At 71.2% G+C, this 23,251-nt stretch carries 20 protein-coding genes; 6 read left to right on the top strand and 14 right to left on the bottom strand.

Features of this window, described 5'->3' with window-relative positions; genetic code table 11:
* Positions 1–20 precede the first annotated feature (20 nt).
* From STRCI_RS35555 to STRCI_RS35545, 3 genes are all read left to right on the top strand, one after another.
* Entirely contained in the window at positions 21–1,016 is a 996-nt protein-coding gene (locus STRCI_RS35555; protein ID WP_269663089.1) for an LLM class flavin-dependent oxidoreductase, read from the top strand.
* A gap of 17 nt (positions 1,017–1,033) precedes the next feature.
* The gene (locus tag STRCI_RS35550) at positions 1,034–2,299 is read left to right on the top strand and encodes a DUF2716 domain-containing protein (protein ID WP_269663088.1); all 1,266 of its coding nucleotides are present in this window, start codon (positions 1,034–1,036) and stop codon (positions 2,297–2,299) included.
* 91 nt (positions 2,300–2,390) lie between these two features.
* A complete protein-coding gene (locus STRCI_RS35545) occupies positions 2,391–4,727 on the top strand; it encodes an excinuclease ABC subunit UvrA (RefSeq protein WP_269663087.1) in 2,337 nt (778 codons plus the stop codon).
* Here the strand turns inward: STRCI_RS35545 and STRCI_RS35540 are convergent.
* From STRCI_RS35540 to STRCI_RS35520, 5 genes are all read right to left on the bottom strand, one after another.
* Positions 4,724–5,659, bottom strand: coding sequence for a lysophospholipid acyltransferase family protein (locus STRCI_RS35540; protein WP_269663086.1), 936 nt, complete (start codon positions 5,657–5,659; stop codon positions 4,724–4,726). The two genes, STRCI_RS35545 and STRCI_RS35540, sit on opposite strands and share 4 nt — an antisense overlap.
* Positions 5,659–6,432, bottom strand: a complete 774-nt coding sequence (locus tag STRCI_RS35535; protein ID WP_269663085.1) for a GNAT family N-acetyltransferase — start codon at positions 6,430–6,432, stop codon at positions 5,659–5,661. The genes STRCI_RS35540 and STRCI_RS35535 overlap by 1 nt, the downstream gene beginning before the upstream one ends.
* Positions 6,433–6,586: 154 nt before the next feature.
* Positions 6,587–7,432 carry an alpha/beta fold hydrolase gene (locus STRCI_RS35530; RefSeq protein ID WP_269663084.1) on the bottom strand — a complete coding sequence of 282 codons (846 nt, stop codon included), beginning with the start codon at positions 7,430–7,432 and terminating at the stop codon, positions 6,587–6,589.
* A complete protein-coding gene (locus STRCI_RS35525; RefSeq protein ID WP_269663083.1) occupies positions 7,432–8,364 on the bottom strand; it encodes a VOC family protein in 933 nt (310 codons plus the stop codon). The genes STRCI_RS35530 and STRCI_RS35525 overlap by 1 nt, the downstream gene beginning before the upstream one ends.
* A gap of 17 nt (positions 8,365–8,381) precedes the next feature.
* Entirely contained in the window at positions 8,382–9,977 is a 1,596-nt protein-coding gene (locus tag STRCI_RS35520) for a bifunctional 3-(3-hydroxy-phenyl)propionate/3-hydroxycinnamic acid hydroxylase (RefSeq protein ID WP_269663082.1), read from the bottom strand.
* A 193-nt stretch (positions 9,978–10,170) separates the two neighbouring features.
* On the opposite strand from STRCI_RS35520, the gene STRCI_RS35515 reads away from it, so the two are divergent.
* The gene (locus STRCI_RS35515) at positions 10,171–10,821 is read left to right on the top strand and encodes a TetR/AcrR family transcriptional regulator (protein ID WP_269663081.1); all 651 of its coding nucleotides are present in this window, start codon (positions 10,171–10,173) and stop codon (positions 10,819–10,821) included.
* A gap of 7 nt (positions 10,822–10,828) precedes the next feature.
* On the opposite strand, the gene dmpG is transcribed toward STRCI_RS35515, so the two are convergent.
* From dmpG to STRCI_RS35500, 3 genes are read right to left on the bottom strand one after another with little or no spacing between them, the layout of a single operon-like run.
* A complete protein-coding gene (gene dmpG, locus STRCI_RS35510; protein ID WP_269663080.1) occupies positions 10,829–11,845 on the bottom strand; it encodes a 4-hydroxy-2-oxovalerate aldolase in 1,017 nt (338 codons plus the stop codon).
* Positions 11,845–12,789, bottom strand: coding sequence for an acetaldehyde dehydrogenase (acetylating) (locus STRCI_RS35505; RefSeq protein ID WP_269663079.1), 945 nt, complete (start codon positions 12,787–12,789; stop codon positions 11,845–11,847). The genes dmpG and STRCI_RS35505 overlap by 1 nt, the downstream gene beginning before the upstream one ends.
* Complete coding sequence (locus STRCI_RS35500) at positions 12,786–13,607, bottom strand: 2-keto-4-pentenoate hydratase (protein ID WP_269663078.1); 822 nt, start codon at positions 13,605–13,607, stop codon at positions 12,786–12,788. The genes STRCI_RS35505 and STRCI_RS35500 overlap by 4 nt, the downstream gene beginning before the upstream one ends.
* A 69-nt stretch (positions 13,608–13,676) precedes the next feature.
* Between STRCI_RS35500 and STRCI_RS35495 the strand changes: the two genes are divergently transcribed.
* Entirely contained in the window at positions 13,677–14,438 is a 762-nt protein-coding gene (locus tag STRCI_RS35495) for an IclR family transcriptional regulator (protein WP_269663077.1), read from the top strand.
* A gap of 90 nt (positions 14,439–14,528) precedes the next feature.
* On the opposite strand, the gene STRCI_RS35490 is transcribed toward STRCI_RS35495, so the two are convergent.
* The 3 genes from STRCI_RS35490 to STRCI_RS35480 are packed head-to-tail and all read right to left on the bottom strand — an operon-like array spanning position 14,529 to position 17,894.
* Positions 14,529–15,278, bottom strand: a complete 750-nt coding sequence (locus STRCI_RS35490) for a succinate dehydrogenase/fumarate reductase iron-sulfur subunit (RefSeq protein ID WP_269663076.1) — start codon at positions 15,276–15,278, stop codon at positions 14,529–14,531.
* Positions 15,275–17,221, bottom strand: coding sequence for a fumarate reductase/succinate dehydrogenase flavoprotein subunit (locus tag STRCI_RS35485; RefSeq protein WP_269663075.1), 1,947 nt, complete (start codon positions 17,219–17,221; stop codon positions 15,275–15,277). Before STRCI_RS35485 ends, STRCI_RS35490 begins: the two co-directional genes overlap by 4 nt.
* Before the next feature lies 1 nt (position 17,222).
* Positions 17,223–17,894, bottom strand: coding sequence for a succinate dehydrogenase (locus STRCI_RS35480; protein WP_269663074.1), 672 nt, complete (start codon positions 17,892–17,894; stop codon positions 17,223–17,225).
* Positions 17,895–18,015: 121 nt separating this feature from the next.
* Here STRCI_RS35480 and STRCI_RS35475 point away from each other — a divergent pair, with 121 nt between their 5' ends.
* Positions 18,016–18,900 (top strand): LysR family transcriptional regulator, encoded by an 885-nt coding sequence (locus STRCI_RS35475; RefSeq protein ID WP_269663073.1) that lies wholly within the window; start codon positions 18,016–18,018, stop codon positions 18,898–18,900.
* Between the two features lie 34 nt (positions 18,901–18,934).
* On the opposite strand, the gene STRCI_RS35470 is transcribed toward STRCI_RS35475, so the two are convergent.
* The 3 genes from STRCI_RS35470 to STRCI_RS35460 all read right to left on the bottom strand — a co-directional run bounded on the left by STRCI_RS35470 (position 18,935) and on the right by STRCI_RS35460 (position 23,157).
* Positions 18,935–21,070, bottom strand: a complete 2,136-nt coding sequence (locus STRCI_RS35470; protein WP_269663072.1) for a putative bifunctional diguanylate cyclase/phosphodiesterase — start codon at positions 21,068–21,070, stop codon at positions 18,935–18,937.
* Positions 21,067–21,879: an SAM-dependent methyltransferase gene (locus STRCI_RS35465; protein ID WP_269663071.1), complete on the bottom strand. Its 813-nt coding sequence runs from the start codon at positions 21,877–21,879 to the stop codon at positions 21,067–21,069. The genes STRCI_RS35470 and STRCI_RS35465 overlap by 4 nt, the downstream gene beginning before the upstream one ends.
* Positions 21,880–22,191: 312 nt before the next feature.
* A complete protein-coding gene (locus STRCI_RS35460; protein ID WP_269663070.1) occupies positions 22,192–23,157 on the bottom strand; it encodes an SCO0930 family lipoprotein in 966 nt (321 codons plus the stop codon).
* Between the last annotated feature and the right edge of the window lie 94 nt (positions 23,158–23,251).

The following is a 23,251-nucleotide window of genomic DNA, read 5'->3' as shown; positions in this document are numbered from 1 at the left end:
CGCCGGGTGTTGAACCAGTCATGAGTTCCGTGACCGCGCAGGCCCGCTTCTCCGTCCTCGACCGCTCCCGCACCCGCGAGGGGCACTCGAACGGCGAGGCGCTGCGGGACACCGTCGCGCTGGCGCGGGAGCTGGAAGGGCTCGGCTACCACCGGTTCTGGGTCTCGGAGCACCACGGGGTGCCCGGCGTCGCCGGTTCCGCTCCGACGGTACTGGCGGCCGCCGTCGCCTCGGCCACCCGAACGATCCGGGTGGGCACCGGCGGCGTGATGCTGCCCAACCACCAACCCCTCGTCGTCGCCGAGCAGTTCGGGGTACTGGAGTCCCTCTTCCCCGGCCGGATCGACATGGGCCTCGGCCGTTCCGTCGGCTTCACCGACGGGGTGCGCCGGGCGCTGGGCCGGGACAAGGACGTAGCCGACGACTTCGCCGGGCAGCTCGACGAACTGCTGGGCTGGTTCCGGGGCACCTCGCCCACCGGGGTGCACGCCCGGCCCAGCGAGGGCCTGACCGTGCCGCCCTTCGTGCTCGCTATGGGCGAGGGCGCCGCGATCGCGGCCCGCGCGGGCCTGCCGATGGTCATCGGCGACCTCAGGAACCGCCCCAGGATGCAGCACGGCATCGATCACTACCGCGCGAACTTCCGCCCCTCCCCCTGGGCCGCGGAACCGTATGTCGTCATCTCCGGCACCGTCGCCGTGGCCGCCACCCCCGAGGAGGCCCGACGGCTGCTCATCCCCGAGGCCTGGTCGATGGCGTACTCCCGCACCCACGGCACCTTCCCGCCGCTGCCGCCCGCCGAGCGCGTCGAGGCACTCACCATGACCGCCAAGGAGCGCGGCTTCTACGAGGGCGGACTCACCGGGCACATCGCGGGCACCGAGGAGCAGGTGGCGGACGAGCTGGAAATCCTGTTGAAGGAGACGGGCGCCCAGGAGATCCTCGTCACGACCAGCACCTATGACCGTAGGTCACTGCTGGACTCGTACCGGCGGCTGGCCGGGATCGTGAAGTGAACCCTGGGGGCTCCTGAGTGACCGCTGACGCCTCGGCGTTGTGGGCGATGTACGACACACAGATACGCGGACGCGTGCCCGAGGTGTTCGGCGTGGTCGCCGAGCGGGACGGGCCCTTGGTGCGCGTCCACTACGGCACCCACGGGGTCGTGGACCACGGTGGCCTTTCCGAGGTCGAGGACCTCGCCGTTCTGGTCCGCCGGAGTCAAGAGGACTTCGCCGAGCGCGTGGAGCCGGTGACCTGGAAGGCGTACTCGCACGACGGGCCTCGCCTCGCCCAAGCCCTGCTCGACGCGGGCTTCACCACGGGGACCCCACGCTCCCTGCTGATGGCCGACGTCGCGGACGTGCCCACGACGGACGTGGAACTGCGGACGTACTGGGCAGGACTCCCGCCCAAGGATCAGGAGCGGATCCGCCGGCTCGCCGAGGCGGCGCCCGAGCAGCGTCGGCCGGTGTCCGAGCTGGAGTTCGACATGGACGTCCTGTCGCTGTGGGACCACCACCGCCTGCTGGATCTGGTCTGGCTGGAGAAAGTCCACGGCACGGACTTCTCCTCGATCGGCGCGATCAGCGGGCCGCGGCCCGAGCTGCTGCACGCGGCGGCCGCGTGGGCGGGCCGGCGAGTGTGGTCGCGGCCGTCTGCGCGTTACGTGGTGGCCGAGGCGAGCGGGGATCTCGTCCCCGTCCATCTGGCGGCCGGGTTCCAGGAGATCGCCGAGGTCACCACCTACCGCTGGGCGCCGCCCGGGGAGCCCGCCCGCGAGCGCCCTTCGAAGCAGTTGTTCTCCGACCCCGAGCACGACGAGATCTGGCAGCGCTTCGAGAAGCGGTTCGAGGTCACCTACGAGACCGCCTACGACGGCATCGCCGAGCCGCCCGGCTCGGTCACCTGGCACATGGAGGCCGTCGAGCACTGGCGCGACCCGCTGCTGCGCCGGGTGGAGGCGGCCATCGCCCGCGGGCTCAAGGCATGCGGCCGTCGCGGGGACCGGCTGTACCGGCTCAAGTGGTACATCAACGGCACGGTCTGCGACCCGACCCGGGTGGGCGGTCCGGGCCAGCCCCCGTGGCCGGGCTACTCCTACCTCACCGACGAGAACGTCATCCAGGTCAGCGGAGACCTGCGCATGGGCACGTACGGCAACTTCCGGGAGGAGTCGCTGTGCGTCTTCGGCGCGGAGCTGGTCGCCGAGGTCGAGGAGGAGCTCACCGAGCTGCTCGGTACGGTGCTGCGGAGGGACGGACGGCCGGTGGGGAACGTATGGACGTTCGGGCCGTAGCCGGGCTGGTCTGATCCAGTCTGGGCCGGTCGCATAGAATCGCGTGGTTTGTCCCCTGCCCGATCGCCCCATCCCGTACGGAGCCCTCCCCATGCACGACGCCCACGACCCGTACGTCCGTGTCCGGGGCGCCCGCGAGCACAATCTCCGGGGCGTGGACGTCGACATCCCCCGGGACGTGCTGGCCGTGTTCACCGGGGTCTCCGGCTCGGGGAAGTCCTCGCTCGCCTTCGGCACGGTCTACGCCGAGGCGCAGCGCCGCTACTTCGAGTCGGTGGCGCCGTACGCGCGCAGACTGATCCACCAGGTGGGCGCGCCGAAGGTCGGGGAGATCACCGGTCTGCCGCCCGCGGTCTCGCTCCAGCAGCGCCGCTCGGCCCCCGGCTCGCGCTCCTCGGTCGGCACGGTCACCAACCTCTCCAACTCCCTGCGCATGCTGTACTCCCGCGCGGGCGACTACCCGCCGGGCGCCGAACGGCTCGACTCGGACGCCTTCTCGCCCAACACGGCGGCCGGAGCCTGCCCTCAGTGCCATGGCCTCGGCAAGGTCCACGGTACGACCGAGGAGTTGCTGGTCCCCGACCCCGAACTGTCGATCCGGGACGGCGCGATCGCCGCATGGCCCGGGGCCTGGCAGGGCAAGAACCTGCGCGACATCCTCGACGCGCTCGGGTACGACGTGGAGCGGCCCTGGCGCGAACTGCCCGCGGAGCAGCGGGAGTGGATCCTGTTCACCGACGAGCAGCCGGTCGTGACGGTCCATCCCGTGCGGGACGCGGACCGCATCCAACGGCCGTACCAGGGCACGTACATGAGTGCCCGGCGGTATGTGCTGAAGACGTTCTCCGACTCCAAGAGCGCGACCCTGCGCACGAAGGCGGAACGGTTCCTGGCCCGTACGCCCTGCCCGGCGTGCGGGGGCGGCAGGCTGCGTCCCGAGGCACTCGCGGTGACCTTCGCGGGCCGGACGATCGCCGAACTGGCCGCGCTTCCGCTGCTGGAGCTGGCCGACACGCTCCACGGCACCTCGGAGACGGCCCGGGTGCTCACCGAGGATCTCAGGTCCCGGATCGGCCCGGTCGTCGAACTCGGCCTCGGCTACCTCAGCCTCGACCGCGCCACCCCCACCCTCTCGGCGGGCGAGCTGCAACGCCTCCGCCTCGCCACCCAGCTGCGCTCCGGGCTCTTCGGCGTCGTCTACGTCCTGGACGAACCGTCCGCCGGACTGCACCCCGCGGACACGGAGGCCCTGCTGGCCGTGCTGGAGCGGCTGAAGGCGGCCGGGAACTCGGTGTTCGTGGTGGAGCACCATCTGGACGTGATGCGCGGCGCCGACTGGCTCGTCGACGTGGGCCCACGCGCTGGCGACCACGGCGGGCAGGTGCTGTACAGCGGACCGCCGGAGGGGCTCGCCGCGGTGCCGGAGTCGGCGACGGCCCGTTTCCTCTTCAACGGCTCCCCGGCGCCGGTACGCGAAGTGCGCGCCCCCGCCGGGCAGTTGAAGATCGGCCCCATCACCCGGCACAACCTGCGCGCGGTGACCGCCGAGTTCCCGCTCGGGGTGTTCACAGCGGTCACCGGGGTCTCGGGGTCGGGGAAGTCCACGCTCATCGGCGAGATCACGGAGGAGCTGTCGGGCGTCGGCCGACTGGTCCGCGTCGACCAGAAGCCGATCGGCCGCACCCCGCGCTCCAACCTCGCCACGTACACAGGCCTGTTCGACGTCGTCCGCAAGGCGTTCGCGGCCACGGACCAGGCCCGGGACCGGGGTTACGGCGTCGGCCGCTTCTCCTTCAACGTGGCCGGAGGGCGCTGCGAGACCTGCCAGGGCGAGGGGTTCGTCAGCGTGGAGCTGCTGTTCCTGCCGAGCACCTACGCGCCGTGCCCGGACTGCGGGGGCGACCGCTACAACCCCGGGACGCTCGAAGTGACGTACCGGGGGCGGAACATCGCGCAGGTGCTGGACCTCACGGTGGAGGCGGCGGCGGACTTCTTCGCGGACACTCCGGCGGTGGCCCGCAGCCTCGGCACCCTCCTGGACGTCGGCCTCGGCTATCTCCGCCTCGGCCAGCCCGCCACGGAGCTGTCCGGCGGCGAGGCCCAGCGCATCAAGCTGGCCAGTGAACTCCAGCGCGGCCGGCGCGGCCACACCCTCTACCTCCTAGACGAACCGACCACCGGCCTCCACCCGTCCGACGTCGAGGTCCTCCTCCGCCAACTCCACGGCCTCGTCGACTCCGGCCACACCGTGATCGTCGTCGAGCACGACATGTCGGTGGTGGCAGGCGCGGACTGGGTGATCGACCTGGGGCCGGGGGGCGGCGACGCGGGCGGACGGATCGTGGCGGCGGGGCCGCCGGGGGAGGTCGCGCGGGCGAAGGGCAGCGCTACGGCTGCGTACCTCGCCCGCGCGGTGTCACACGGTTAAGGCATCCGTTCCGTCGCCAACGCCACGTGCGCCCAAGCCAGTTCCCCTCCCGTCGGCCCAAGCTCGGCCGCGTGGGCCAAAGCACGGCGGTCGGGATGGGCATCCGCCGGGATCGGACGACGCACTTCAACCTCGGCAACCAGGCGGCGGGCCGTAACCACGCGCCACAGAGAGGCGAGCAGAGAATCCTCGCCGACGAACGCGGGCGCCGTGGACGCAGGCCCCCCGTCGAACCGGTAGTGCAGCCGCACCGGTTGGACGGGTACACCCGCGTCCAGCGCGGCCTGGAACACCGCCCGCCGGAAACGTCCCTGGGCCCGGCCGCACCAGGTGCTGCCCTCGGGGAAGGCGACCACCGCGGCACCGGAGCGCAGGGCCCCGGCGATCCGGGCGACCGTGTCGGGCAGCGCCCGCAGCCGGTCCCGCTCGATGAAGAAGGCACCGCTGCACGCGGTCAGCCCGCCCGCCACCGGCCACCGCCGGATCTCCGCCTTGGCCAGCATCCGGGCCGGACGCACCGCCGCGAGCAGCGGGATGTCCAGCCAGGAGATGTGGTTGGCGACCAGGAGCAGACCCCCGGTGGGCGCCGCCGTACCGGTGATCCGGACCCGCACCCCGGCGGCCCGGACCACGGCCCGGCTCCACCCGCGGATCAGCGCGTTCCGACGGGAGACGGGAACGAGACCGAACACCGGCAGCAGACCGACACCCATCAGCAGCGTCACCAGCAGTGCCGCCAGCCGCAGCACCGCGCGCGGCACGTCCGCCAGGGAGCGGGCGGAGGCGACGCACACCTGCGGGGAGCAGGGCGCGGTGGGCAGCCAGGCACTGGTCGGCACGATCGGGCGGGGCACCGCGGCGGTGGCCGCCCGGCGCGCCCGCCGGTGGGTCAGCGCCCGTCCGCCGACGGGCACCGTGCGCAGCAGGCTCATCAGGCCGGGACGAGTGAGAGGAAGTGCTTCAGATAGCGCGGGTTGACCCGGCGCATCGACAGCAGCACGTACAGGTCGGCGACCCCGAAGTCCGGGTCGTGGGCGGGCTCCGCGCACACCCAGGCGCCGAGCCGGAGGTAGCCGCGCAGCAGCGGAGGCAGTTCGGTGCGGCCCTCGGGACGGGCGACGCCCTCCGGGTTCCAGGGGTGCAGCGGGCGCACCCGGTACTCCTCGGGCGCCAGGTGCTTGTCCCGCACCCGGTCCCAGGTGCCGGCCGCGAGGGCGCCGCCGTCGGCGAGCGGGATGGAGCAGCAGCCGGCCAGCCACTCGTGGCCGTTGTCGACCATGTAGCGGGCGATGCCGGCCCAGATCAGTCCGATGACGGCGCCGTCCCGGTGGTCGGGGTGGACACAGGAGCGGCCGACCTCGACCAGGCCGGGGCGGATCGGGTCGAGCGGGGAGAGGTCGAACTCGCCCTCCGAGTACAGCCGCCCGGCGACCGCGGCCCGGTCCGGGGGCAGCAGCCGGTAGGTGCCGACTACCTGGTCGGTGACGGTGTCGCGGACCAGCAGGTGGTCGCAGTACGCGTCGAAGGCGTCGATGTCGTGCCCGGGCTGCGGGGTGGTCAGCAGGGCGCCCATCTCTCCGGCGAACACGTCGTGCCGCAGCCGCTGCGCGGCCCGTACGTCGTCCTCGGTGCGGGCGAGCGTGACGGTGTAGCGGGTGGGCGCCGCGGGCTGCGGGGGGCGGTCGAGGGTGGAAACGCCGGTCATGGCTCTCTCCTGGTCACGGGCGCCGGTGCGGCGATGTCGGGGACAACCCCAGTTCTTCCGACGCCGGTTGGCGCGCGCGTGACCTGTGCCAGGAGAGCGGATGTGCGGTTGTTGAACGGGTGGGGTGGCCCCGGGAACCCTCAGTAACCGCAGGTCAGTTGTTCGTGACGAAGTCTACGACCAACCGGTTGAACTCGTCGGCGTGCTCGATCATCGCCCAGTGACCGCAGTGGTTGAGCACCACCAGCCGGCTGTTCGGGATGTTCGCGAGAAGGAACAGCGAGGTCTCGTACGAGACGACGCGGTCGTCGCGGCCGTGGATGAGCAGGGTGGGCACCTGGATGGCCGGGAGCAGTTCGGGCTTGACCCACTTGGGCAGGGGTGCGCCCTGGGGCAGGCCGTCGACGTAGTTGCGCAAGTGGTCCGGGCGGGCGAGCGCGGCGTCCGAGCGGGCCCGGCACAGTTCGGGGGTGGCGAAGCGGGCCTTGTCGTAGACCATGATCTCGACGAGGCGGCGCATGTTCTCCGGGCTGGCGTCGTGGTAGGCCTCGATCAGCACCTTGAGGCCCTCGGAGGGGCCGCCGCCGGGCCCGAAGAGGGTGGGCATGCGGCCGACCGGCGGGCCCATGGTGATCAGGTGGGAGATGCGGTCGGGGTGCTCGGTGGCCAGCCGCAGGGAGGTCTGGCCGCCCATCGAGTTGCCGACGAAGGCGGCCTTGTCGATGCCGAGGGCGTCAAGGAACTGGACGGCCGCCGTGACGTGGTCGAGCCGGTCGACGGTGGCCGGGGACGACTCGCCCCAGCCGGGCATGTCGACGGCGTACACATGGAAGTGCTCGGCCAGTGCCTCGATGTTCGCGGCGAAGTTGCTCCAGCCGGTCGCGCCGGGGCCGCTGCCGTGCAGCAGGACGACGGGGTGGCCGGAGCCCGCCTCGTAGTAGCGGAGCTTCCAGTCCCGGGTCGTGACGGTGCGGGCGAGGGTGTTCGGGTCGAGGGTCATCAGTGGGCCTCTCCGTGCGGGGCGGGGGCGGCGGCGAGCAGGTCGGCGACGACGCCCGGCGGGCGGTGGCCCCAGCTGTGCAGTTTGTCGAGCGTCTGCACCTCCCAGGTCTCGTCGTCGATGATCAGTCCGCCCCAGCCGTACTCGATGCTGAAGCCCGAGGGGGTGAAGACGTAGAAGCTGAACATCTGGTCGTTGGGGTGCATGCCGAGGGTCATCTCGAAGGGCTGCTTGGCGTCCATGCAGCGGTCGTAGGCGAGGCCGACGTCGCGGATGTCGGTGACCTCGACCATGAAGTGGTGGGTCTTCTTCGGAGAGGGCAGGTCGCCGAAGGCCACGGTGTGGTGGCGGCCGTTGCAGTGCAGGAAGATCAGGTCGGCGACGATGCCCGGGGCGAGCTCCTCGACGATGATGTCGCTGATCCTGAAGCCGAGCAGGTCGAGGTAGAAGCCGAGGTAGGTCTCGCGGGAGACGCCGTGGGCGAGCAGGACCTGGTGTCCCGCGCCGCCGGCGCCGGTGACGAAGCCGCCGAGCAGCTTCGCGGACTCGAACGGGGTGGCGGCGTCGGCCAGTCCGGTGACCAGTTCGACGCGGTTGCCCATCGGGTCGGCGGTGACGAAGATCCGCTCGACCTTGCGGGCGGCGGCCAGCGCGTCGTCGCCCTCGGTCACCTCGACGTCGGCGGCACGCAGTTTCGCGACGAGCGCGTCCAGGGCGGCGGCGTCGGAGACCTCGTAGCCGGTGGCGACCAGGTCGTCGGCGGGGCCCTCGGTGACGACCCAGCGGTGGGCCTTCTCGTCGGTGCGCAGGGTGAATCCGTCGGCGGTCCGCTCGCCGTACCGCATGCCCAGCAGGTCGACGCCGAAGTGTTCCCAGTCGGTGAGGGAGCTGACCTCGTAGACGACGTATCCGAGTTCCTTGACTCCGGACATCTGTGTGACTCCTTCTCTCAGAGGGTGGGCGCGGCGAGGCCGCTGATGTCGGCGGCGGCGACGAACCGGTCGGGGCGCAGGGCCACGGCGCGGGCGCCGTAGCGGCGCAGCCAGGGCAGCAACGACTCGTCGAGGTCGACGAGTTCGTCCGGGCCCCGCGTGTACGCGGTCTTCGGGCGTACGGCGACGTAGCGGGCGCCGAGCGCGTCCCAGTCGGCCTTCTCCTCGGGTGTGAGCAGGGTCGCGGGGTCGATGTCGTCGCCGAGCAGGACGAAGCCGGGGCCGAGGAGGTGGTCGAGCAGGGCCATCCGGCCGGCGGTGTCGCCGACGGTGGGCTGCGGCACCATCCGGCCGACAATGCTGGCGTCGCCGAGCGGGCCGCGCAGCCAGCCTGCCGCCAGCACGGGCGGGGCGGTCAGCGGCGGTTCGTAGGGGGTGACCGTGTTCTCGGGCACCGCGTTCATCGCGGCCTGCTCCTCCTCGGAGGCCTCCCGCTTGATGACCCGGCCGAGGCCGATCGCGAGGCCGGTGTAGAAGGCGGCGTTGGGGCGCCGTTCGGCCTCGTAGGTGTCCAGCCACCTCTCGGGCAGCTCGCCCCTGATGACGCGGGCGAGCTTCCAGCCCAGGTCGTGGGCGTCGCGCATGCCGGTCTGCATCCCGGCACCGGCCCACGGCGGCATCAGGTGGGCCGCGTCGCCTGCCAGGAAGACCCGGCCCTGGCGCCAGGTGTCGGCCATCCGGACGTGGTGCCGGTAGAAGGCGTGCTGGTGGATCTCCACGTCGTCCTCGGTCACCCCGAGCGCCTTGAGCAGCGGCCACACCTCGGTGCTGGTCGGGTAGTCCTCGGGGCTCTCGTCGGGCTTGAGGGGGATCTCCCAGCGGTGGTTGCCCGCGGACAGGGCGATGTCGACGACCGGGCGCTCCTTGTCGGACCAGAAGGTCAGGAAGTCGCGGTCGGGCCACCAGCGCTTGACGCGGCAGTCGACGACCACCCAGGTGACGTGGTTGGTGTCGCCGTCCAGTTGGCAGCCGATCCGGCCGCGGGTGGGGCTGGAGCCGCCGTCGGCGGCGATCCAGCCGATCCGGCCGCGGGTGGGGCTGGAGCCGCCGTCGGCGGCGATCGCGTACAGGGCCCGGACCGTGCGGGTCTCGCCGGTCCCGGTGTCGGTCGTGGTGAGGGTGACGCCGTCGGCGTCCTGCTCGATGTCGGTGACCTCGGCGCCGTACCGGACGCTGATCCGGTCGCCCGACTCCTCGGCGGCCGCGCGGAGTTCGGCCTCCATGGTCGGCTGGTAGATGTTGTAGAAGCGCGGCTTGCGGCCGAGCGTGGACGGCGGGTGCTCGATCCGCATGATCTCCGTGCCGTCGTACGTCATCCAGCGCAGCGCCCGCTGCGGGTCGATCTTCTTCTCGACGCGCTCGTCGACGCCGAGGTCCTGGAAGATCCGCATCGTCCAGTCGTTGACGGTGACGGCTCGGGCCCGGGGGTAGAGGTCCTTGTCCCGCTCCAGGGCGAGGGCACTGACGCCGTTGCGGGCGAGGGTGAGGGCGGCGATCACACCGGTCGGGCCGTATCCGACGATCGCGACATCCGCGTCGTAGCTGTGGGTCATGCACTGACTCCGTTGTCCCATCCGCACGTCCCACGTACGGAAGTTTTGGACCGATCGGTCGGTCCATTTCTCGGAGGCTAGCAAGTCACGGCCGTCGCATGTCAAGGGTTCTCGCACGATTTCGTGATAAGGCACGACGGCCCCTGATCAGCGATGGATCACCGCCGGTCAGGGGCCGCCTAGACTTCGGCAGGTGGACACGTCCGCGCCGAGAGCGCACACCAGCAACCGCCGCGGTCGCCGCTCACGGCAGGAGATCCTCGATGCGGCCGCACGCGTGATGTCGGTGCGCGGCTACGCCGGCACGTCGATGTCGACGCTCGTCAAGGAGACGGGCCTGCCGAAGAGCGCCTTCTACCACCACTTCGAGTCCAAGGCGGGGCTGCTCTCCGCCGTCATGGAACAGGGCGCCCAGGGCTTCTTCGACGCCATGCGCGAGGCGCACCGCACCCCGCCCGAGGGCGGCACACCACGCGAGCGCCTGCGCTGGTACCTGGGCCGGACCGGTGAAGTCATCGAGAACCGTGAGGAGTTCCTGCGGCTGCTCCTGGTGCTGGTGATGAGTCATGAGGCGGCCGAGGCGTCGGAGGCGCTGGCGACCGTGCAGTCCGTCCGGGACGAGGGCCGCGCCTATATGCGGGTCATGATCCGCTCCGCGTTCGCGGGTGAGGGCGAGGCCGCCGCCGACCGGGTCGCCGACGCGCTCGCCCACTTCTGCATGGGCGGCTTCGACGGGGCGTTCGTGTCCTTGCAGTCGGCGGACGGCAAGCCGATCGCGCAGTTCATGGAGGAACTCGCCGACGCCACGGCGGCACTCGGCGAGGCGCTCCTCGCCACACGCTGAGGCCCCCTCAGGCGGCCCGCTCGGCCACGAGCGTCAGCGCGATGTCGACGATCATGTCCTCCTGGCCGCCCACGAGCCCGCGGCGGCCGCACTCCATGAGGATCTCGCGGACATCGATCCCGTACCGCGCCGCGGCGGCCTCCGCGTGCCTCAGGAACGACGAGTAGACACCGGCGTACCCCAGCGTCAGCGTCTCCCGGTCGACCCGCACCGGACGGTCCTGCAACGGCCGGACGATGTCGTCGGCGGCGTCCTGGAGCCGGAAGAGATCGCAGCCGTGCTCGAACCCGGAGATGTTCGCGACCGCGATGAACGCCTCCAGCGGACAGTTCCCCGCGCCCGCGCCGTGCCCGGCGAGCGAGGCGTCGACGCGGCGCACCCCGTTCTCCACGGCCACGACGGAGTTGGCGACCGACAGCGAGAGGTTCTCGTGGGCGTGGATGCCGATCTCGGTCTCCCAGTCCAGGACGTCGCGGTAGGCCCGTACCCGGGCGGCCACGTCGTTCATGGTGAGCCGGCCGCCGGAGTCGGTGACGTAGACGCAGTGCGCGCCGTACGACTCCATCAGCTTGGCCTGCTCGGCCAGTTCCTCGGGCGGGGCCATGTGGGAGAGCATCAGGAAACCGGAGACGTCCATGCCCAGGTCGCGCGCGGCGGCGATGTGCTGGGCGGCGATGTCGGCCTCGGTGCAGTGCGTGGCGACGCGGACCGAGCGCACGCCGAGGTCGTAGGCGCGCTTCAGCTCGTGGATGGTACCCACGCCGGGCAGCAGCAGGGTGGTGAGGCGGGCGCGTTCCAGTACGGAGGCCGCCGCCTCGATCCACTCCCAGTCGGTGTGCGAGCCGGGGCCGTAGGTGACCGAGCCGCCGGCCAGGCCGTCGCCGTGCGCGACCTCGATCGCGTCGACGCCGGCCCGGTCGAGCGCGGAGACGACGCGCTTGACGTCCTCGGGGGTGATCCGGTGCCGTACGGCGTGCATGCCGTCGCGCAGGGTCACGTCCTGGACGAAGATCGGGGTGCCCATCAGCGGCCCGCCTTCCGTGCTGCGATCCGCTCCGCGACCTGAAGGCCGGCGGAGGTCATGATGTCGAGGTTTCCGGCGTAGGCCGGGAGGTAGTGGGCGGCGCCCTCGACCTCCAGGAAGACGGACACCTGGTGGGTGGGGCGGCCTTCGGAGTCGGCCAGCAAGGTCCCCACCGGCTGGTCGGCGGGGATCTCGGTGATCTGCACCCGCTGCTTGAGGCGGTAGCCGGGGACGTACGCGGCGACGTCGGCGACCATCTTCTCCACCGACCGCCTGATCTCGTCGTGCAGGGCCGGGTCCGGCTCCGTGACCAGGCAGAAGACCGTGTCCCGCATCATCAGCGGCGGCTCGGCCGGGTTGAGGACGATGATCGCCTTGCCGCGGCGCGCACCGCCGACCCGCTCGATGGCGGCCGAGGTGGTCTCGGTGAACTCGTCGATGTTGGCGCGGGTGCCGGGGCCCGCCGACTTCGACGCGATCGACGCGACGATCTCGGCGTACGCGACGGGCGCGACCCGGCTGACCGCGGCGACGACGGGGATGGTGGCCTGGCCGCCGCAGGTGACCATGTTGACGTCGGGCGCGTCCAGGTGCTCGTCGAGGTTGACGGCCGGGACGACGTACGGGCCGATCGCGGCCGGGGTGAGGTCGATCAGCCGCTTCCCGAGCGGGAGCAGCCTGGCGGCGTTCGCCTCGTGGGCCTTGGCCGAGGTGGCGTCGAAGACGATCTCGATCTCGTCGAAGCCCGGCAGGGCCAGGAGCCCGTCCACGCCCTGGTAGGTGGTGGGCACCCCGAGCCGGGCGGCGCGGGCCAGCCCGTCCGAGGCGGGGTCGATACCGACCATGGCGCCCATCTCCAGGTGCCGTGAACCCCGCAGCACCTTGATCATCAGGTCGGTGCCGATATTGCCCGAGCCGATGACCGCGACCTTCGTCCTGCTCATGCTGCCCCCTCGCTGAAGCGGACCGTCACGGCGCCGAGGCCGGACAGGGTGGCGGTGACGGTGTCACCGGCGGCGACCGGACGCATCGGGCCGAGGGCGCCGGAGAGGACGACCTGGCCCGCGCGCAGTGGCTCGCCGAGTTCACGGGCGGTGCGGGCCAGCCAGACGACCGCCTCGACGGGGTCGCCGAGGCAGGCGGCGCCGGACCCGGTGGAGACCTCCTCGCCGTTGATCGTCATCGACATGGCGACGTCCACCGGGTCGAACTCGTCGAGCTTCAGCCGCTCCTCGCCGAGGACATAGGCGCCCGCGGAGGCGTTGTCCGCGACCGTGTCGCCGAAGCTGATGTCCCAGCCCGCGATCCGGCTGCCGCAGATCTCCAGCGCGGGCACGCCGTACGCGATCGCCGCGCGGACCCGCTCGCGGTCGAGCGGCCCGTCGGCCAGGTCCGCGCCCAGCACGAACGCGATCTCCGCCTCGGCCCGCGGCTGGAGGACCCGGCCGGACGGGACCGTGTCGCCGTGGGCATACGCCATGTCGTCGAAGAGGAACCCGAAGTCGGGCTGATCGACACCGAGCTGCCGCTGTACGGCCTCGGAGGTGAGGCCGATCTTGCGGCCGACGACCCTCGCGCCGGCGGCGATCCGGCGCTCGGTCAGCACGGCCTGCACGGCGTAGGCGGCGGCGAGGTCGTCCCGGCCGATCAGGTCCCGCACGGGCGCGCACGGCACCCCGGAGGCGAGGGCCCCGGCGATGCGCCCGGCCGCGGCCACGATGTCGGAGGGGCTCGCGGTGGCGAGCGATTTGCTGTCGTTCACGCCTTCACTGTGCGGTCGGGCGGAACACCGAACCAGCACTTCGTCTCGCTCAGCGATACGCTGGCGGACATGACGGACACGGCCGACCTCAACACGGTGCTGGGCAAGGCCGTCACGATCCTGCGCGCCTTCCGTCCCGACGACCACGCCGTGAGCCTCGCCGACCTGGTCCAGCGCACCGGTCTGCACAAGGCGACGGTGCACCGGCTCTCCGGCGAACTGGTCGCCAACCGGCTGCTGGAGCGCGCCGAGGGCGGCTACCGGCTCAGCGGCGGCCTCTTCGAACTCGGCATGCTCGCCTCACTGGAGCGCAGCCTGCTGGAGGTGGCGATGCCGTTCCTCCAGGACCTGTACGAGCGCACCCACGAAACCGTGCACCTGGGCCTGCGCGAGGGCCATGACGTCGTGTACGTCGCCAAGATCGGCGGACACCGGCAGGCGAGGGTCCCTTCGCGCACCGGCGGGCGGATGCCCCTGCACTGCACGGCGATCGGCAAGGCGCTGCTCGCCCACGCGGACGCCGAGCTGCGGCGCGCGGTGCTCACCGGGCCGCTGGAGCGTCGTACCCCGCACACCGTGGTGGCGCCGGGCATGCTGCGCCGCCAGTTGCAGCGGGTGACCGAGACGGGGATCGCCTTCGAGCGGGAGGAGTCGACGTTGGGTCTGGTGTGCGTGGCCGCGCCGGTGCTCGGCCGCGCGGACGAACCCCTGGCGGCGATCAGCGTGGCCGGGCCGACCAGCAGGTTCCGGCCGGAGACCCAGGCGACGGCGGTACGGGCGGCGGCGGCCGCGCTGGGGAGCACGCTGATCCGGCGGGACTTCCTGCGCTGAGTAGTCGTGGTGCGGAAAAGGCGAGACGGGGCCGGGGAGCACCACTCCCGGCCCCGCCCGTCCGCACCATTACGGCGAACGTCTGTGTGCCTAGCGCTTCGCGGACTTACGGGTCGCCCGCAGCCACTCCTTGTTCATGCTCGTGATGGAGACCAGCGGGATGCCCTTCGGGCACGCGGTCGCGCACTCTCCGGTCAGCGTGCAGCCGCCGAAGCCCTCGTCGTCCATCTGCGCCACCATGTCCAGCACCCGGGTCTCCCGCTCGGGAGCACCCTGCGGGAGCACATTGAGGTGGTTGACCTTGGCGGAGGTGAACAGCATCGCCGCGCCGTTCGGGCAGGCGGCCACGCACGCCCCGCAGCCGATGCACTCGGCGTGCTCGAAGGAGAAGTCGGCGTCCGGCTTGGGCACCGGCGTCGCGTGCGCCTCGGGGGCGGCCCCGGTGGGCGCGGTGATGTAGCCGCCGGCCTGGATGATCCGGTCGAACGCCGACCGGTCCACCACCAGGTCCTTGATCACCGGGAACGCGGAGGCCCGCCACGGCTCGATGTCGATCGTGTCGCCGTCCTGGAAGGACCGCATGTGCAGCTGACAGGTGGTGGTGCGCTCCGGCCCGTGCGCGTCCCCGTTGATCACCAGGGAGCACGCGCCGCAGATGCCCTCACGGCAGTCGTGGTCGAAGGCGACCGGGTCCTCGCCCTTGAGGATGAGCTCCTCGTTGAGCGTGTCGAGCATCTCCAGGAACGACATGTCGGAGGAGATGCCGTCCACGTCGTAGGTGGACATGGCGCCGTCGGCGTCGGCGTTCTTCTGCCGCCAGACGCGCAGGGTGAGCTTCATGCGTAGCTCCGCTGAGTGGGGTGGACGTACTCGAAGACCAGGTCTTCCTTGTGCAGGGTCGGAGCCTCGCCGGTGCCGGTGAACTCCCAGGCGGCCGCGTAGGTGAACTCCTCGTCGCGGCGCTCGGCCTCGCCGTCGGCGGTCTGCGACTCCTCGCGGAAGTGGCCGCCGCAGGACTCGGCGCGGTGCAGCGCGTCGAGGCACATCAGCTCGGCGAGCTCCAGGTAGTCGACGACGCGGTTGGCCTTCTCCAGCGACTGGTTGAACTCCTCGCCGGTGCCGGGCACCTTGATCCGCCGCCAGAACTCCTCACGGATCTGCGGAATGCGCTCCAGCGCCTTGCGCAGTCCGGTGTCGCTGCGGGCCATGCCGCAGAACTCCCACATGAGTTCGCCGACTTCGCGGTGGAAGGAGTCCGGGGTGCGGTCGCCGTCCACCGAGAGCAGGAGGTTGACCCGGTCCTCGGTCTCGGCCAGCACCTCCTGCACGGCGGGGTGTTCGGTGGTCACCGACTCCTGGTGCGGGTTGCGGGCCAGGTAGTCGTTGATGGTGGCCGGGAGCACGAAGTAGCCGTCGGCCAGGCCCTGCATCAGCGCGGAGGCGCCGAGCCGGTTGGCGCCGTGGTCGGAGAAGTTGGCCTCGCCGACCGCGAACAGGCCCGGGATGGTGGTCTGGAGGTCGTAGTCGACCCAGAGCCCGCCCATCGTGTAGTGCACGGCGGGGTAGATCCGCATCGGCACCTGGTACGGATCCTCGTCGGTGATCCGGTGGTACATGTCGAAGAGGTTGCCGTACTTGGCCTCGACGGCCTTGCGGCCCATGCGCTTGATGGCGTCGGCGAAGTCGAGGTAGACGCCCTGGCCGCCGGGCCCCACTCCCCTGCCCTCGTCGCAGACGTTCTTCGCGGCGCGGGAGGCGATGTCACGGGGCACGAGGTTGCCGAAGGACGGGTAGATGCGCTCCAGGTAGTAGTCGCGCTCGTCCTCGGGAATCTTGTTCGCGGGCCGGTCGTCGCCCTTGGCCTTCGGCACCCAGATCCGGCCGTCGTTGCGCAGCGACTCGCTCATCAGCGTCAGCTTGGACTGGTGGTCGCCGGTGCGCGGGATACAGGTGGGGTGGATCTGCGTGAAGCAGGGGTTGGCGAAGTAGGCGCCGCGCCGGTGCGCCCGCCAGACGGCGGTGGCGTTGGAGTTCATGGCGTTCGTCGACAGGTAGAAGACGTTGCCGTAGCCGCCGCTGGCGAGTACGACGGCGTCCGCGAAGTAGGTGTCGATCTTGCCGGTGATCAGATCCCGGGCCACGATCCCGCGCGCTCGGCCGTCGACGACGATCAGGTCGAGCATCTCGGTCCGCGGGTGCATCTCCACATTGCCCGCCGCGATCTGCCTGCTGAGCGCCTGGTAGGCGCCGAGCAGGAGCTGCTGGCCCGTCTGGCCACGGGCGTAGAAGGTGCGGGACACCTGGACTCCGCCGAAGGACCGGGTGTCGAGAAGACCGCCGTACTCACGCGCGAACGGCACACCCTGGGCGACGCACTGGTCGATGATCTCGACCGAGATCTGCGCGAGCCGGTGCACATTCGACTCCCGGGCCCGGAAGTCGCCGCCCTTGACGGTGTCGTAGAACAGGCGGTGCACGGAGTCGCCGTCGTTGCGGTAGTTCTTCGCGGCGTTGATACCGCCCTGCGCGGCGATGGAGTGGGCGCGGCGCGGGGAGTCCTGGTAGCAGAACTGGACGACGTGGTAGCCCTGTTCGGCGAGGGTGGCCCCGGCGGAGCCGCCGGCCAGGCCCGTCCCCACGACGATCACCGTGTGCTTGCGCCGGTTGGCGGGGTTGACCAGCTTGGCCTCGAAACGGCGCTTGTCCCAGCGCTCGTTGACGGAGCCCTGCGGCGCCTTGGAGTCGACGACCGGCTCACCGGTCAGGTAGTCGGTGTAGGTCATCTCAGCTCACCACTCCGGTCATGACGCCCACGGGTACGGCGAGGAAGCCGCAGGTGAGCACAAGCGCGAGAACGTTGGCGACGGTCTTCAGGGCGCGGTCGCGGCTGCGGCTGCCGGCGCCCAGGGTCTGGGCGGCGCTCCAGAAGCCGTGCCGGATGTGCATGCCGACGGCGAGGACCGCGACGATGTAGATGACGTTGCCGTACCAGGTGGAGAAGGTGTCCACGACGTTCTGGTACGGGCGCCCCTCCTCGAAGCCGCCCGAGTGCACGGTGCCGGTCGTCAGGTCGAGGAGGTGCCAGACGATGAACAGGGCGAGGATGATCCCGCCCCAGCGCATGGTGCGGGTGGCGTAGCTCGCCCGCGGCTTCTTGTGCACGTACTTGTTGGGCCGCGCCTTGATGTCGCGGCGGCTGAGCTGGTAGGCGGAGACGCCGTGCGCGATCACCGCGACCACGAGCACGATCCGGACCAGCCAGAGCGTCCACTCGTAGTGCATGAAGGGCTCGCCGACCGTGCGCAGCCAGTGCGCGTACTCGTTGAACTCCCCGGCCCCGAAGAAGATCTTCAGGTTCCCCATCATGTGGACGACCAGATACGACAGCATGATCAGCCCGCTGACCGCCATCACGGTCTTCTTGCCGACGGAGCTGTCCCACACCGTGCGTGCCATGGACGGTCGTCGGTCCGTCCGCGTTGCCAGAGCCATGTCACTAGAAGTTAGGGGGCGAGGGCCCGATCGGTCCAAGACATCCTCCGGCTCGTTTCCATAGCCAACGGCTATCGTGAAGGCCATGCAGTTCCAGCAGCTCCAGTACTTCGTGGCGGTCGCCGAGACCCGGCACTTCACCCGGGCCGCCGACCTGGTCCATGTGTCGCAGCCGTCGCTGTCCCAGCAGATCAAGGCCCTGGAGCGGGAGCTCGGCGCCGACCTGTTCCTGCGGGCCCGCGGCAACATCACGCTCACCGACGCGGGCGAGGCGCTGCTTCCGCTGGCCCGGCGCATCCTGGCCGACGCGGATACAGCGCGGCTCGAAGTCCAGGAGCTGGTGCAGTTGCGCAGCGGTCGGGTCCGGCTGGGGGCGACCCCGAGCCTGTGCACGGGCCTGCTGCCGGACGTCCTGCGAGCCTTCCACGACCGCTACCCCGGCATCCACCTCATGATCGAGGAGGGCGGCTCCCACGACCTGGTACGCGAACTGGCCCGCGGCGCGCTGGACCTGGCGCTGGTCGTGCTCCCCCTCCCCACCCCCTCCCCCGCCCTCGCGACCGTGGAACTCCTGCGCGAGGACCTGGTGGTGGTCTCCTCCCCGGACGCCCCGAAGCCCGGCCACGGCAAGCGGGCGATCCGCGTCGCCGACCTGGAGGGCGAACGCCTGGTGATGTTCCGGCACGGCTACGACCTGCGGGAACTCACGGTCGCCGCCTGCCGCGCCGAGGGCTTCGAACCGGACTTCGCGGTGGAGGGCGGCGAGATGGACGCGGTCCTGGGCTTCGCCCGGGCGGGCCTGGGCGTGGCGGTGGTCCCACGGATGGTGGCGGCACGGGCGGGCCGGGGCCTACGGGTCACCCCACTGGCCCCGCCCGGCCTGCACCGCACGATCGCACTGGCACACCGCAGCGACGTGGCTCCGCCGCGGGCGGCGCGAGAGCTTCAGCGCATGCTGCTGGAGCACTAGAGCCCGCACCGGACTCCCGTACGACCGTGGCAGCTCAGCCCGTTGCGTCCACCAGCGCCAGCTCGTGCAGGCGCTCCGGTGGGCCCGGGCGGGCGTAGTACCAGCCCTGGGCCGTGTCGCAGCCGAGTATGCGGAGTTGCTCGGCCTGGGCTCCGGTTTCGACGCCTTCGACGGTGACCGCGAGGTTCAGGCTGTGGGCGAGCGAAACGATCCCCTCGACGATCTTGAGGTCGACGGGGTCCGCCGGGAACTGCTGCATGCTCTGGGTGAAGGATCGGTCCAGCTTGAGGACGCTCACCGGCAGGCGGCGCAGGTTGGCGAGGTTGGAGTAGCCGGTGCCGAAGTCGTCCAGGGCGATGTCGACGCCCATCTCGGCCAGTCGGCGCAGCGGCTTGAGCAGGTCGTCGTCGGCGCCGATCAGCGCCGACTCGGTGACTTCGAGGCACAGCGCGTCGGGGTCCACCCCCGCGCGCTCCAGGATCTCGACCGTGTCCTGCACCAGTCCGGGGTGGGTGAGCTGGCACGGCGAGAGGTTGACGTTGATGCGCATGGGGCCCGCGTCCGCGTGCCGCTCGCGCCAGTCCCGGGCCTGGCGCACCGACTGCTCCAGCACCCAGCGGCCGAGCGGAACGATCAGGCCCGTGTGCTCGGCGAGCGGGATGAACCGGTCCGGGCCGAGGACGCCGTGCTGCGGGTGCAGCCAGCGCACCAGCGCCTCGGCGCCGCGTACGCCGCCGTCACCGAGGTGGACCAGCGGCTGGTACTCGATGAAGAACTCGCCCCGGTCCAGGGCGGTCGGCAGCGCCGTGGTCAGCCCGTGCCGGGTGATCGCGCGGGCGTCGGCCTCCGGGTCGGCCAGCTCGAAGCGGTTGCCGCCCGCCGACTTGGCCCGGTACATCGTGATGTCGGCGCTGCGCAGCACCTCCGCCGGGCCGCGCTCACCCGCCGGGCCCTCCACGATGCCGATGCTGCCGCGCACGGTCAGCGCCCGGCCCTCGACGGTGATCGGGGCGACCAGCGCGTTCATGATCCGGGCGGCCAGCTCGTCGACCTCCCGCTCGGTGTCGGGGCCGGTGGTCAGCGCGACGAACTCGTCGCCGCCGAGCCGGGCGACCATCTCGCCGGGCGCGGTCGCGCAGGACTGGAGCCGGTCGGCGACCTCCACCAGCAGCCGGTCACCGGCCGCGTGCCCGAGGCTGTCGTTGATGGTCTTGAAGCCGTCGAGGTCGAGATAGCACAGCCCGAACCGCTGGCCCTCCCCCGCGCCCAGCGCCTTCTCCAGGCGCTCGAAGAACAGCGTGCGGTTGGGCAGCCCGGTGAGCGCGTCATGAGTGGCCTCGTAGCGCAGCCGGAGGTTGAGCAGCCGCCGCTCGGTGGTGTCCTCCATGAGGGCCAGCTGGTACTCGGGGTTGCCGTCGGCGTCGCGCAGCAGGGAGACGGTGAGGTTGGTCCACAGGACCGTTCCGTCGGGGCGGTAGAACGCCTTCTCCACGTGGTAGTGCTCGCGCTCGCCGCGCACCAGCTCCTCGTAGAGCTTCCAGACCTGCGGCGCGTCCTCGGGGTGCGTCCACTCCATGACGTTGCGGCCGCGCACCAGTTGCTCCGCGCCGCCGAACATGCGCACCAGGGCGCCGTTGACCTGCAGTATGTTGCCCGCCAGGTCGGCGATGCCGATTCCTATGGCGGCGCCCTCGAACACCGCGCGGAAGCGGGCCTCGCTGGCGTGCAGCGCCTGTGCCACCACGCCCTGGGCCGCCAGGGCCGCCGCGGAGATCGCCTCCTGCTCGGCCAGCGTCCGTTCGCGCAGCGCCTGGGCGAACCCGGCCGCCATGGCGTGCTGGAGCCGGCCGCTGCGGGCCCGCAGGTCCTCCTGGGCGCTGCCGTCGCCGCAGTACAGCACCAAGTAGGCGTCGACGCAGTCCAGGCTGCGGCTGAGTGCCTCCGGGTCGGTGCAGTGCGCGCCCACCAGGGCGGCGCCCACCGCGCGCGCCTCCTCCGCGTCGAAGGCCCTGGCCAGCAGGCCCTGGCTCAACCGGCGGGCGAGCGGCAGCAGTTGTTGCTCGAACTCCGGCCGGGTCGACGAGGTGGAGGTCACCGGGAACACGGCCCGGCTCCAGATCGTCGCGAACCGGCGCAGTCTGTCCTCCGGCCCGTCCGGCTCCGCGCTCACGCCGTACGCCCCACGCCCGCGAACCCGGAGAAGGCCCATGGATCCTCCTCCTCCGGTGCGGTGTCCGGCCGCCACCGCGGCATCGACACCAGTCCGGGTTCCACCATGTCGTACCCCTCGAAGAACCGCGCGATCTCCTCGCGCGAGCGCATGATCAGCGGGTTGCGAATGTCCTTGTATACGCCCACCGTGCCCTCGGCCCGCTCCGCGGGAAGCGGGATTCCCTCGTACGAGGCATGGGTGAGGATCAGCAGGCTGCCGGGCGCGAGCGCGTCGCGCAGCTCGGCCACCGCCGTATACGGGTCGTCCGCGTCTTCCACGAAGTGCAGTATGGCAACGAGCAGCAGGGCCACCGGACGGTTCAGGTCGAGAAGCCGCTCCACCTGGGGGCTCGCCAGGATCTCGTGCGGCTTGCGCAGATCGGCCGCGACGACGCCGGTGCGCTCGTCGCCGTCCAGCACCGCCTCGCTGTGCGCGACGGCGACCGGGTCGTGGTCGACGTAGACCACCCGCGCCTCGGGGCTGGCGGCCCGCGCCACCTCATGGACATTGCCGAAGGTGGGGATGCCCGAGCCGATGTCGAGGAACTGGGTGATGCCCTCGGCGGCGGCGTAGCGCACGGCGCGGCGCATGAACGCCCGGTTCGCCTGCATCACCTTGGGCAGTCCCGGCAGGAACTCCATGGCCCGGCGGGCGGCTTCCCGGTCGACCTCGAAGTTGTGCGAACCGCCCAGGTAGTAGTCGTAGATTCGCGAGACGCTCGGCACCGAGATGTCGATGCTCCGTGGGGCCCACGCGGGACGCTCCATCTACCTCTCCAAGGCTCAGGCGATCCAGTGTTCGAGCTGAGGCTACTGATCGCCCGCCAAAGGGGCGAGCCGAAACGGAAATTGACCATCCGTTCCCGGTCACTGCCTGCGGCACGTGCCGAATTCACGAGACGGGATTCCGGTTACGAAATGCATCCGAAGCATTCCACAGAGTTCCGAATCATGGGAAAGGGGGACGACGGCCGGTCCGGTCCAACACACAGGTCCACCCCCTCCGTTGCGGTGCGGAAGGGGTGGACCTGTGGTTCAGCGCGCTGACCGTTCGCCCTGCACTCGTCGAGCTCTCGCCTCCTACTCCTCTTCCGGCGCGCCGATCGGCTTTCCGTCGGGGGCCACGGCGTACCAGGTGCCGCCGACGCCCTGACCGTTCGTGTCGCCGGGGGCCTTGTCACCGGCGAAGGTGTAGATGGGCCAGCAGTTGACGGTCTGCTGCTTGGCGCCGTCGGAGCGGGTGAAGCTCATCAGGCCCTTCTTCTGCACGCCCTTGGTGTCGTTGTTCGCCACCGGCGCGACCACCGGCCACTTCTCCAGGCAGGCACCGGTGCAGTTGGAGACCGGCTCCGGCCAGGCCTCGTCCTTCATGAAGCGGTAGACCGTCATGCCGTTCTTGTCGACGACGATCTCACCGAGCTTGGGGTCCTTGCGGGTGGACAGGCCGGGCAGATCGGCGGCCGCCTTGGCCTTCTTGCCGTCGGGGGCCAGCGCGTACCAAGTGCCGCCCACACCCTGTCCCTTGGTGTCACCGGCGTTGACGTCCTTGGCATAGCGGTACGCGGGCCAGCCGCCGATGGTCAGCTGCTTGGTGCCGTCGGCGCGGGTGACCTCGCCGAGCTCCGACTCGTCAACTCCGGCGCCGGCGCTGGCGTCGTCCGCGGGAACCGGCGGCCAGGCCGTGGCGCAGTCGCCGTCACAGTTGGTCTTCGGCGGTTCCGCGGTGTCCTTGTCGAAGCGGTAGAGGGTGAGCCCGGCACTGTCGGTCAGCACCTTGCCCAGCTCGGCGTTGGTGGACACGGAAAGTTCGCCGGCCGCGGTCGCCTGGGTCCCGGCCCCGGCCCCGGCCGCACCCGCTCCGGCGGTACCGGATTCGGCGCCCGTGCCCAGGCCCGTACCGGCGGATCCGTAATCCCCGGCCGCGGCCGTCGCACCGACGTTCTGGCTGCTCGCCGGCGGGGTGGTCTCCTGACCGCACGCCGTCGTCAGCGCCAGCACGGCCACGGCGCTCACCACGAGCGAGGCGCTCCGCCACGAGGTCTTCATCTTCAACTCCCCATAATCACAAGGGTGTTGCAGCGCCCTGCTGCGCCGCCGCACAGCATTGGGTACGCAGCCGGACCATGGTCGTGTTCAATCG

The organism is Streptomyces cinnabarinus, from assembly GCF_027270315.1.
GTDB lineage: Bacteria > Actinomycetota > Actinomycetes > Streptomycetales > Streptomycetaceae > Streptomyces > Streptomyces cinnabarinus.
The sequence above is the reverse complement of the archived record's forward strand: the minus strand, read 5'-3'. Positions and strand labels throughout refer to the sequence as shown.

Coding starts and splice junctions, on each gene's coding strand:
- STRCI_RS35555 (WP_269663089.1), top strand. CDS start 21: ATGAGTTCCGTGACCGCGCAGGCCCGCTTCTCCGTCCTCGACCGCTCC.
- STRCI_RS35545 (WP_269663087.1), top strand. CDS start 2,391: ATGCACGACGCCCACGACCCGTACGTCCGTGTCCGGGGCGCCCGCGAG.
- STRCI_RS35540 (WP_269663086.1), bottom strand. CDS start 5,659: ATGAGCCTGCTGCGCACGGTGCCCGTCGGCGGACGGGCGCTGACCCAC.
- STRCI_RS35535 (WP_269663085.1), bottom strand. CDS start 6,432: ATGACCGGCGTTTCCACCCTCGACCGCCCCCCGCAGCCCGCGGCGCCC.
- STRCI_RS35530 (WP_269663084.1), bottom strand. CDS start 7,432: ATGACCCTCGACCCGAACACCCTCGCCCGCACCGTCACGACCCGGGAC.
- STRCI_RS35525 (WP_269663083.1), bottom strand. CDS start 8,364: ATGTCCGGAGTCAAGGAACTCGGATACGTCGTCTACGAGGTCAGCTCC.
- STRCI_RS35520 (WP_269663082.1), bottom strand. CDS start 9,977: ATGACCCACAGCTACGACGCGGATGTCGCGATCGTCGGATACGGCCCG.
- dmpG (WP_269663080.1), bottom strand. CDS start 11,845: ATGGGCACCCCGATCTTCGTCCAGGACGTGACCCTGCGCGACGGCATG.
- STRCI_RS35505 (WP_269663079.1), bottom strand. CDS start 12,789: ATGAGCAGGACGAAGGTCGCGGTCATCGGCTCGGGCAATATCGGCACC.
- STRCI_RS35495 (WP_269663077.1), top strand. CDS start 13,677: ATGACGGACACGGCCGACCTCAACACGGTGCTGGGCAAGGCCGTCACG.
- STRCI_RS35490 (WP_269663076.1), bottom strand. CDS start 15,278: ATGAAGCTCACCCTGCGCGTCTGGCGGCAGAAGAACGCCGACGCCGAC.
- STRCI_RS35485 (WP_269663075.1), bottom strand. CDS start 17,221: ATGACCTACACCGACTACCTGACCGGTGAGCCGGTCGTCGACTCCAAG.
- STRCI_RS35480 (WP_269663074.1), bottom strand. CDS start 17,894: ATGGCACGCACGGTGTGGGACAGCTCCGTCGGCAAGAAGACCGTGATG.
- STRCI_RS35475 (WP_269663073.1), top strand. CDS start 18,016: ATGCAGTTCCAGCAGCTCCAGTACTTCGTGGCGGTCGCCGAGACCCGG.
- STRCI_RS35465 (WP_269663071.1), bottom strand. CDS start 21,879: ATGGAGCGTCCCGCGTGGGCCCCACGGAGCATCGACATCTCGGTGCCG.
- STRCI_RS35460 (WP_269663070.1), bottom strand. CDS start 23,157: ATGAAGACCTCGTGGCGGAGCGCCTCGCTCGTGGTGAGCGCCGTGGCC.